The organism is Pseudomonas sp. GM84 (assembly GCF_000282535.1).
Lineage (GTDB): Bacteria > Pseudomonadota > Gammaproteobacteria > Pseudomonadales > Pseudomonadaceae > Aquipseudomonas.
This window is the reverse complement of the sequence record NZ_AKJC01000153.1, coordinates 1-7,961: the sequence shown is the minus strand read 5'-3', so window position 1 is coordinate 7,961 and position 7,961 is coordinate 1. Positions and strand designations below refer to the sequence as shown.

General features: G+C 65.8%; 6 protein-coding genes. All 6 read right to left on the bottom strand.

Going from position 1 to position 7,961, the window contains the following annotated elements; all coding sequences use genetic code 11:
• Window positions 1-196: 196 nt before the first annotated feature.
• The 6 genes from PMI38_RS27105 to PMI38_RS13310 all read right to left on the bottom strand — a co-directional run bounded on the left by PMI38_RS27105 (window position 197) and on the right by PMI38_RS13310 (window position 7,716).
• A complete protein-coding gene (locus PMI38_RS27105; protein ID WP_008094745.1) occupies window positions 197-370 on the bottom strand; it encodes a hypothetical protein in 174 nt (57 codons plus the stop codon).
• 56 nt (window positions 371-426) lie between these two features.
• The gene (locus PMI38_RS13330) at window positions 427-1,467 is read right to left on the bottom strand and encodes a Rieske 2Fe-2S domain-containing protein (RefSeq protein ID WP_008094744.1); all 1,041 of its coding nucleotides are present in this window, start codon (window positions 1,465-1,467) and stop codon (window positions 427-429) included.
• Between the two features lie 139 nt (window positions 1,468-1,606).
• Complete coding sequence (locus PMI38_RS13325) at window positions 1,607-2,995, bottom strand: DUF1329 domain-containing protein (RefSeq protein ID WP_008094742.1); 1,389 nt, start codon at window positions 2,993-2,995, stop codon at window positions 1,607-1,609.
• 87 nt (window positions 2,996-3,082) lie between these two features.
• Window positions 3,083-4,300 carry a helix-turn-helix transcriptional regulator gene (locus PMI38_RS13320; protein ID WP_008094739.1) on the bottom strand — a complete coding sequence of 406 codons (1,218 nt, stop codon included), beginning with the start codon at window positions 4,298-4,300 and terminating at the stop codon, window positions 3,083-3,085.
• Between the two features lie 54 nt (window positions 4,301-4,354).
• Entirely contained in the window at window positions 4,355-6,733 is a 2,379-nt protein-coding gene (locus tag PMI38_RS13315; protein ID WP_008094737.1) for an efflux RND transporter permease subunit, read from the bottom strand.
• Window positions 6,730-7,716 carry a WD40/YVTN/BNR-like repeat-containing protein gene (locus tag PMI38_RS13310; protein WP_008094736.1) on the bottom strand — a complete coding sequence of 329 codons (987 nt, stop codon included), beginning with the start codon at window positions 7,714-7,716 and terminating at the stop codon, window positions 6,730-6,732. Before PMI38_RS13310 ends, PMI38_RS13315 begins: the two co-directional genes overlap by 4 nt.
• Window positions 7,717-7,961: the final 245 nt, after the last annotated feature.

Below are 7,961 nucleotides of genomic sequence, written 5' to 3'. Positions count from 1 at the left end.
GCTCCCACAGGTACACCACAAGCCCTGAGAACAGGGGTCATCCTGTGGGAGCCGGCTTGCCGGCGATGAGGCCGGCGCAGGCAAACACAAGGTAGCTGGAAGCCCGCTCCCACAGGACTACCGCAGCTCTCAAGGCCCGTGGTGTACCTGTGGGAGCGGGCTTGTCCCGCGAACACCGGCGAAGCCGGTGCCTCCCCTAACGCACCCCCGGCCACCCCTGAAAACTCGGCATGATGCTCATGCACCCCGGAATATGCCTGCAGGCCTTGGCCCCGGCTGACTCCGGCAACGGCGAGGCCAGCAAGGTCAGGCCAATGACCAGCGCCACGAACAAGGGCACGCTGTACACCAGAAAGCGCTGCAGTTTCATGGCCACCCTCCTCCTGCGACTGCCCCGCCCGCTACGCGGGCAGGGCCTTGGGTTGCTCAACGCTCATCCACGGTGACGATCTCGCGCCGCTCGGCCATGCTCGCCGGCACCTGGTCCTCGTCGGTGAAGAACTGCTGGTACCACTCGCGCAGCTGGTACACCGGGCCGTCGTTCTCGGCCAGCACCGGCTTGTCGATACGGGCCTTGTGCTTCCAGATGTCGACGTCCTGATAGAACGAGGTGCGGTTACCCATGACATAGGCCTTGGCAATCTCGATGTTCTGCTCTTCAGTCCAGCCCGGCACGCGCTTGACCATGCAGCCAAAGCGCAGCACGAAGCTGTCCGGGGTCACCGGCACGTGGCTGTTGAGCAAAATCGCATGCACCCGCACCTCGCCGAACATCGAGCTCAGCTCGGTGAAGTGCGTGGCCGGGCCGTAGTAGGCCGACGGCGCGATCAGGTCGCCGCCCAGGCGCTCGGAATCACCGTGGAAAATCTGCTGGCCGATATGCCCTTCGAACACGTTGGCGAAGTACTTGGTCGGCGTGCCGTGCACCGGCCCGAAATGCTGGGCATCCACCAGGTTGTCGACCAGCTCGCGCGGGTTGGTCTCGATCAGCATGGTGTCGATGTTCCAATCGTGAATCCACTCCGGGTCATCCATCTGCGGCAGGTGCGGAATCACCACGCCTTCCTTCGGCGGTCGGCCTTCGGGGTTGTTCCAGACGAACAGCAGGTTGTTTTCCTCGCAGGTCAGCCAGCTGCGGGTCTTGGCCTTCGGGGGAATACGCTTGCAGTAAGGGATCTCCACGCATTTGCCGCTGGTGTCGTACTTCCAGTGGTGGAACGGGCAGACCACGGTGTCGTTCTCGATGGTGCCCTGGGACAGGTCAGCGCCCATGTGCGGGCAATAGGCGTCGAGGATGCTGATGTCGCCGGCACTGCTGGCGAAGGCCACCAGGCGCGTGCCGAAGATGTTCAGGGTATGCAGCTTGCCGTCACGGTAGTCATCGGCCACGCCCAGGCAGTGCCAGCCCCTGGCGTAACGGTGGGTGCGCTGGGCGCTGTCGATGGAGAGTTCGGCGAGTTTGGTCATGTTGTTGTTATTCCTGTGTTGAGTACGCCATTCACCGGCAAAGCCCCTGCTCGGGCAGGGGAAATACCTGGCGAACATCTTTGAGCAGCGCTGCCGGGCCCTCATCCCCCAATTGGACTAGGCCCGGCCTTGCCAGGGGTTACTGGCCGAAGCGCCGCGCCGCTTCCGGGCCAAAGTCGCGCGGGCTGAAGCCTGGGCGGTTGAGCTGGTAGCCGTTGCGCTGCTCGTTGATCAGGTTGAACGCCAGGTAGCTGCCGGCATTGAGGTCGTGGTACAGGCCTACACCGGCCTGCGGGCGCTGGGTCTCGTAGGCGTAGAAGTAATTGACCATCGAGGTGCGCCACAGCTCGCCGCGGTTGTCGTAGTTGTCGGCCAGCATCGGGAACCAGGTGTCTTCGTCGATGTACAACTTGCGTTTGCCGTACAGGTGGCGATAGCCAGGCTTGAGGGTGCCTTCCAGCTCCCATACCCGATGACGCTCGTAGCGCATCGCCTCGGGGTTGAGGTGGCCCGGCGTGAGCAGGCTGGCGTATTTCAGCTCGGGGGCGTGTACCCGGTAGGCGTTGTAGGGAATGAACATTTCCCGCTTGCCGACAATTTTCCAGTCGTAGCGCTGCCCCGAGCCGTTGAACAGGCGCACCTCGTCCACGGTGATCGAGCCGCCGCTGCCGGGGAACGACATGTCGAAGCCGTACCCCGGCGACTGCCGCACCCGCCGCGTGCCCGGGTCGTAGCGCCAGGCCTGGCGCGGTTCGGTCTTGTCGTTCCAGAACTCGGTGCCGGTGTTGATCTCGCCTTTGTCGCGCTGCGGCAACAGCGTTTCGTTGAGGTAGAACGACGAGTTGCCCACCGTCTCGCCGACCATGCCGGGCGCCAGGGCAGGCGCCAGGTTGCGCGAATGCACCCGGCCCCAGTTGATGTTGCCGTCCTTGAGCACATAGGCGTTGTCGGAGACGTATTCCTCGGTCCAGGCGCGCAAGGTGAAGGTGGAGGCGTTCTTCAGCAGCTCCAGGCCACTGCGCGGCACCGGGAACGGCGTGCCGCCGGTCTTGCCGACCACGCCCTCGCCGTCGTCCACCAGCTTGGCCGTCCTGGCGTTCTCGCGGGTCGCCTGGCACACCGCATCGTCGAAGCGAAAGTCCCGGTGACTGGGGTAGATCGGCATCTTGTAGGTCGCCGGGTACAGCTTGAACAAGGCCTTCTGCCCGTCGGACAGCACGTCGGCGTACTGGGCCAGGTTATCGGCGGTAATCACGAACAGCGGCTTTTCATCGGCATAGGGGTCGACGGGGTGATGCCCGGTGCCCTTGAACGCCACCTGGGGCGGCGCCCCCAGCCACTTGCCGGAAAACGCCGGGATACTGCCGTCGGCGTTGCCGGCAGGGTCGGCGCCCAGGCAGGTAAGGTCCTTGCCCAAGCGTTCGACGTCCTCGGGGGCGGCCTGGGCGGTGCCTGCGAAGGTGCCCAGCAGCAAGGCCAGGGCCAGGCCCTGCGGGGCGAAACCTGCGGCCGATTTACGGTCGGTCATTGTTGTTCTCCTTGGTTACCGATGGCGGTGGCCCAGTATCGGCAGGCCTTCGGGCCAGGAGCATCGTCCGCTCGGACTAACGCATTTTTACCCCGCTACCGCGGCGCCCGTCGGTGCCGGCAATGGCCCGGGCTGCCCCAGGGCGACCACGCTGTTGAGCATGATGCGCACCAGCTCGGTCTGGCGCCGTACCCCCGTCTTGGAGAAGATCGAACGCAGGTGCGCCCGCGCGGTGTTGCGCCGGATGTTCAGCCGCTCGGACGCTTCCTCCAGCGACAAGCCATTGGCCAGTTCCAGCGCCAGGCCGGTTTCGGCGGGCGTGAGGTTGTACAGCTGCGAGGTGACCACATTGCTCACCAGCGACTTGCCCACGGCATCGCGCACATACACCACCACGGTCGGCTTGCCCTTGCCCTCCACCAGTTCCTGGGACGGGATCAGCTCGACCACCACCCCCAGGTTGACCTGCCCGGAGGGCCGCGACACCGACATGGCCTCGGCGCCCTGCTCCGCCTTGTCGCCCTGTCGACTGCGCAGGAATGCATTGCGCACCAGCCGTGTCAGCTCGCGGTTGTCGCTCGGGTAGGTCGCTTCAAGCCGGCCGCCTATCAGCTTCAGGCCGTCGTTGCTGCCGAGTATTTCCCGGGCGACCGGGTTCAGTTGCAGCACATGGCCGTTCTCATCGAGCACGATGGTCGCCACCGCCAGGCGGTTGATGGTTTGCGAGTACAGGCTGCCCAGCGAGGCGCTGCGGTCGAGCAAGGTGTGCATGTGCAGCGCCCGACGCAGGTGCGGAATGAGCATCGCGCACAGGGCCCGCTCGACCTCGCCAAAGCGCGCCTGCTCACGCGGGCGGTTGATCCGCAGGCGCAGGGTGCCGCCGTCGGGCATGCTGATATCGGCGCCGAGCATGTGGTAGCAGCCATAGGGCTGGCAGTACAGCAGGTAGAACGACGAACTGGCCCACTCGGCATCGCTCATCAGGTCGTCGATGGTGAACACGGTGTCCAGCGCCAGGCGGTCGAACAGCGTGGACTTGTCGCAGTAGGCATAGTGATTGAGCCCGCCCTCGCCCACCTCGACATCGCCCGCCACCATCATCGGCGACAGGAAGGGTTCATCCAGTACGCGCAGGATCAGCGTCACGAAGCTGGCCTGGAACAATCCGCGCAATTGCCGCAGGGCCTCGTTCAGCCGCTGGGTGTCCAGCGCGGCGTCGTACATGTTACCGAGCAGGCGCTCGTAGTCGGCCAACTCGATACCCAGGTGTGCCAGCACCTGGGCGTTGGATAGCGTGGTATGCATGGACAGCCCCCCGTGCGGGCCGCTGCCGCCGGCCCGCGTTATTGTTGTTGTGGGTCAATTCGCCGGTGAATGCAGGGCCACTGCCGGTGCAGTGCGGGCCACCAACGGCCTGTCGCGGTCGAACCAGGCCGCCAGTGCCGGTAACAGGAAGATCGCCCCGAACACGTTCACCAGGAACATGAAAGCAAGCAATATGCCCATGTCGGCCTGCAGCTTGAGCGGCGCGAAGGCCCAGGTGCCCACCCCGATCGACATGGTCAGGGCGGTGAACACTGCAGCCGTGCCGCGCTGGCACATGGCGCGGTAGAAGGCGTTGCGCAGGTCCTGCCCCGCCGCCATTTCGTGCTGGATGCGCTCGTACAGGTAGATGCCGTAATCCACGCCCACGCCAACCCCCAGGGCCATGACCGGCAAGGTCGCGACTTTAAGGCCAATGCCCAGCAGCGCCATCAAGGCGTTGCACAGCACCGCGACGATGCCCAGCGGCACCAGAATGCACAGCACGGCGCGCAGCGAACGGAAGGTGAACAGGCAGAACAGCGCCACCGAGCAGAACAGCGCGGCGAGCATCCACACCTCGGCGTGCTTGACCGCCTCGTTGGCGGCCGCCATCACCCCGACATTGCCGCCGGCCAGGTGGAACGACACCTGCGCCGATTGCAGGCCCGCGATCACCCGCCGCGCTTCGCTGACCACATGGGCCACGGTCGCCCCTTCGTGATCATTGAGGAACACCAGCACCTGCATGCGCCGGCAGCCGTCGGTCACCAGCCCGGCATCCGGCGTGTAGGCCATCGAGCCTTGCTGCAGACCGCGCGACGAGCCCGGGATCGCGGCCCAGCGCGGGTTGCCTTCGTTGTTGCCGGCGATCATCTCCTTGCCCATGCCGGCCACGCTCTGCACCGATTGCACCCCGGCGACGTGCCGCATCTGGAAGTCGAACGCTTCCACCGCGCGCATCACCGCAGGCTCCAGGCAGGCCTCGCTGCTGCCCTGGGCCTGGACGAACACGGCCAGCACGTCCAGGCCGATCGAATAGCTGCCGACGATGCGCTGGTTGTCCTGGTTGTAACGCGAGTCCGCACGCAACTCCGGAGCGCCCGCGCCGATATCGCCTACGGCCAGCTCCCGCGCCTTGACCACGCCCAGGCCCAACAGCACCAGGCTGACCGCGAACACCACCCGCGCCGGGCCCGGTTCGGCCACCGCCGAAAGCCACCACCACAAGCGATGCCGCGCGCCGGCCTGTACCTGCCGCGCGCCGCCGTCGCGACCAACCTTCAGGTACGACAGGATCAGCGGCAGCAGCATCTTGTTGGTGACGATCATCAGCATCACCCCAAGGCAGGCGGTTACCCCCAGTTCATGCACGATCGGGATGTCGATCAGCATGATCACGGCAAAGCCCAGGGCGTTCATCAGCAAGGCCAGCGAGCCTGGGATGAAGATCTTGCAGAAGGCCGACTGCGCCGCCTGGTGCGCCGAGGCACCGGCCAGCACATCCTGCTTCCAGGCATTGGTCATCTGCACCGCATGGGACACGCCGATGGAGAAGATCAGGAACGGCACCAGCACCGACATCGGGTCGATGCCCAGCCCCAGCAATGGCAGCAGCCCCAGCAGCCAGACCACCGGCAACAGCGCCACCAGCAGCGCCACCAGGGTCATGCGCAGCGAACGCGAGTAGGCCCAGAGCAGCAAGGCGGTGATGACGAAGGCCACCACGAAGAACAGCAGCACCGTGTCGAGTCCCTCCACCACATCGCCGACCAGCTTGGCGAAGCCGACCACGTTGATCTCGATGTCGGGGCTGTTGTAGCGCGCGCGAATGTCTTCCAGGCGCTTGGCGACTTCTACGTACGACACCGGCTGCCCGGTGCGCAGGTCGCTGTCCTGCAAGTCGGCACGCACCAGTGCAGACCGCTGGTCGTTGGCCAGCAGCCGCCCCACCTGGCCGGCCCGCGCGGCGTTGCTGCGGACCTTCTGCAGGTCTTCGGGCGTGCCGGCGTATTGGGGTGGCACCACCAGATCGCCGACGAAGCCGTCCTCGGTGACCTCCACATAACGCACATTGGGGGTGAACAACGAGGTCACACTCGGCCGGCTGACACCGTCGATGAAGAACACATCATCGGTGACCTGCTGCAGCACCTTGAGAAATGCCGGGTTGTAGATGTCGCCCTCGCCTTTCCAGCGCACGTTCACCAGCAGCCGGTTGGCCCCGGTGAACACCCGGCTGAAGTCGAGGAAGTTGAGCATGTACTCGTGGCGGACCGGGATCTGCTTGTTGAACCCCGGGTCCAGGCGCACCTGGGTCGCGCTGTAACCCAGGGCCAGGGTTACCAGCAGGAAGACTGCCAGCCAGCCACGACGGCCCTTGAACAACAACTGCGCGCAGGCCTGCACGGCGCGTTCGCTCCAGCTTGGCTTCATGGTTGCTGCTCCTGGCTGGCACTGGCCAGGCGTTGCTGCGCGCCCTGGTACACCCCCCGCTCGCCGGCCACTACGAGGTGGCGCGGGTTGAGGCCCACTGCCGAGGTCAGGGTGCCGAGGCCCTGGCGTTGATCGATGGCTACCAGGTTGCCTTGTGCATCCAGGCGGATCAGCCGGCTGCCGGCGCCGACCAGCACCAGCCCGGCGTCTTCCGGCAGGCGCGCATGGCCGTAGATCGGCTGGTCGCTGCCCACATCGATGCGCTGCCAGGTTTCGCCGAAATCGCCACTGGTGAACACATGGCCGCGCATGCCATAGGTCACCCAGCGCGAAGCCGACAGCCGTACCACACCGAACAGGGAGCCGTTGTAGAACGACGGCAGCTGCTGCCATTGCTGCCCGCCATCGCTGGAGCGCAGTACCAGCCCCTGCTCGCCCACCAGCATCTGGCGACCGTCGCTGCCGCCGTCCAGGCCATTGAAGTGTGCGCCGTCACCGGGCATTTCCCGCGCTGTCCAGTGGACGCCGGCATCGGTCGAGACCAGGAACTTGCCGTAGCTGCCGTAGGCCACCACCTGCTGGCCATCGCCACTCCACACCCCCAGCAGCGGTTCGCCGAGGCTGGCGTCCTGATGGGTTTCCTGCCAGCGCTGGCCGCCATCCTGCGAACGCAGGATCCAGCCGTCATGCCCGACCGCTACCAGCACCTGCGGGCTCAGGGCGATGACCCCGGTCAGCGTGGCAGCACGCCCGCCACCCACCTCGCTGGCCTGCCAGCTGTGTCCGCGGTCGCGGCTGGTGAGCAGGGTGCCGCGCTCGCCCACGGCGATCAGCCGGTCATCGGTGCTGAGCAGTGCATTGACCTGCACCCGGTCGGCAAGGATCTGGGTCACCGCCAGCGGTGCGGGTTGGCGAGGGGCGAAGGCAAAGGCGACGGCGGCGATGACAATGGCGCTCATGGCGTATCCGGTCAGCTGGCGCATGACGGACTCCATGGCAATGCAGGCAGGCACAGGGCAGGCTTCATGGGATCATCCTCTTGGTGTTGTGCCAGGGATCATCCCGGCGCCCTACCCCGGGCTACATCGTCCAAATGGCCTAGCCAGTCCCCAGAGAATCCTGCTGATGCAAGGAGGATCTGTGGGGCAATCCTGTGTGGGAGCGGGCTTGTCCCGCGAACCAGGGCGAAGCCCTGGCCATACACCTGTGTTGCCTGGGCCGGCCCTTT

Excerpts from the sequence above, each read along its gene's own strand:
- PMI38_RS27105 (WP_008094745.1), bottom strand. The coding sequence starts at position 370 with ATGAAACTGCAGCGCTTTCTGGTGTACAGCGTGCCCTTGTTCGTGGCG.
- PMI38_RS13330 (WP_008094744.1), bottom strand. The coding sequence starts at position 1,467 with ATGACCAAACTCGCCGAACTCTCCATCGACAGCGCCCAGCGCACCCAC.
- PMI38_RS13325 (WP_008094742.1), bottom strand. The coding sequence starts at position 2,995 with ATGACCGACCGTAAATCGGCCGCAGGTTTCGCCCCGCAGGGCCTGGCC.
- PMI38_RS13320 (WP_008094739.1), bottom strand. The coding sequence starts at position 4,300 with ATGCATACCACGCTATCCAACGCCCAGGTGCTGGCACACCTGGGTATC.
- PMI38_RS13315 (WP_008094737.1), bottom strand. The coding sequence starts at position 6,733 with ATGAAGCCAAGCTGGAGCGAACGCGCCGTGCAGGCCTGCGCGCAGTTG.
- PMI38_RS13310 (WP_008094736.1), bottom strand. The coding sequence starts at position 7,716 with ATGCGCCAGCTGACCGGATACGCCATGAGCGCCATTGTCATCGCCGCC.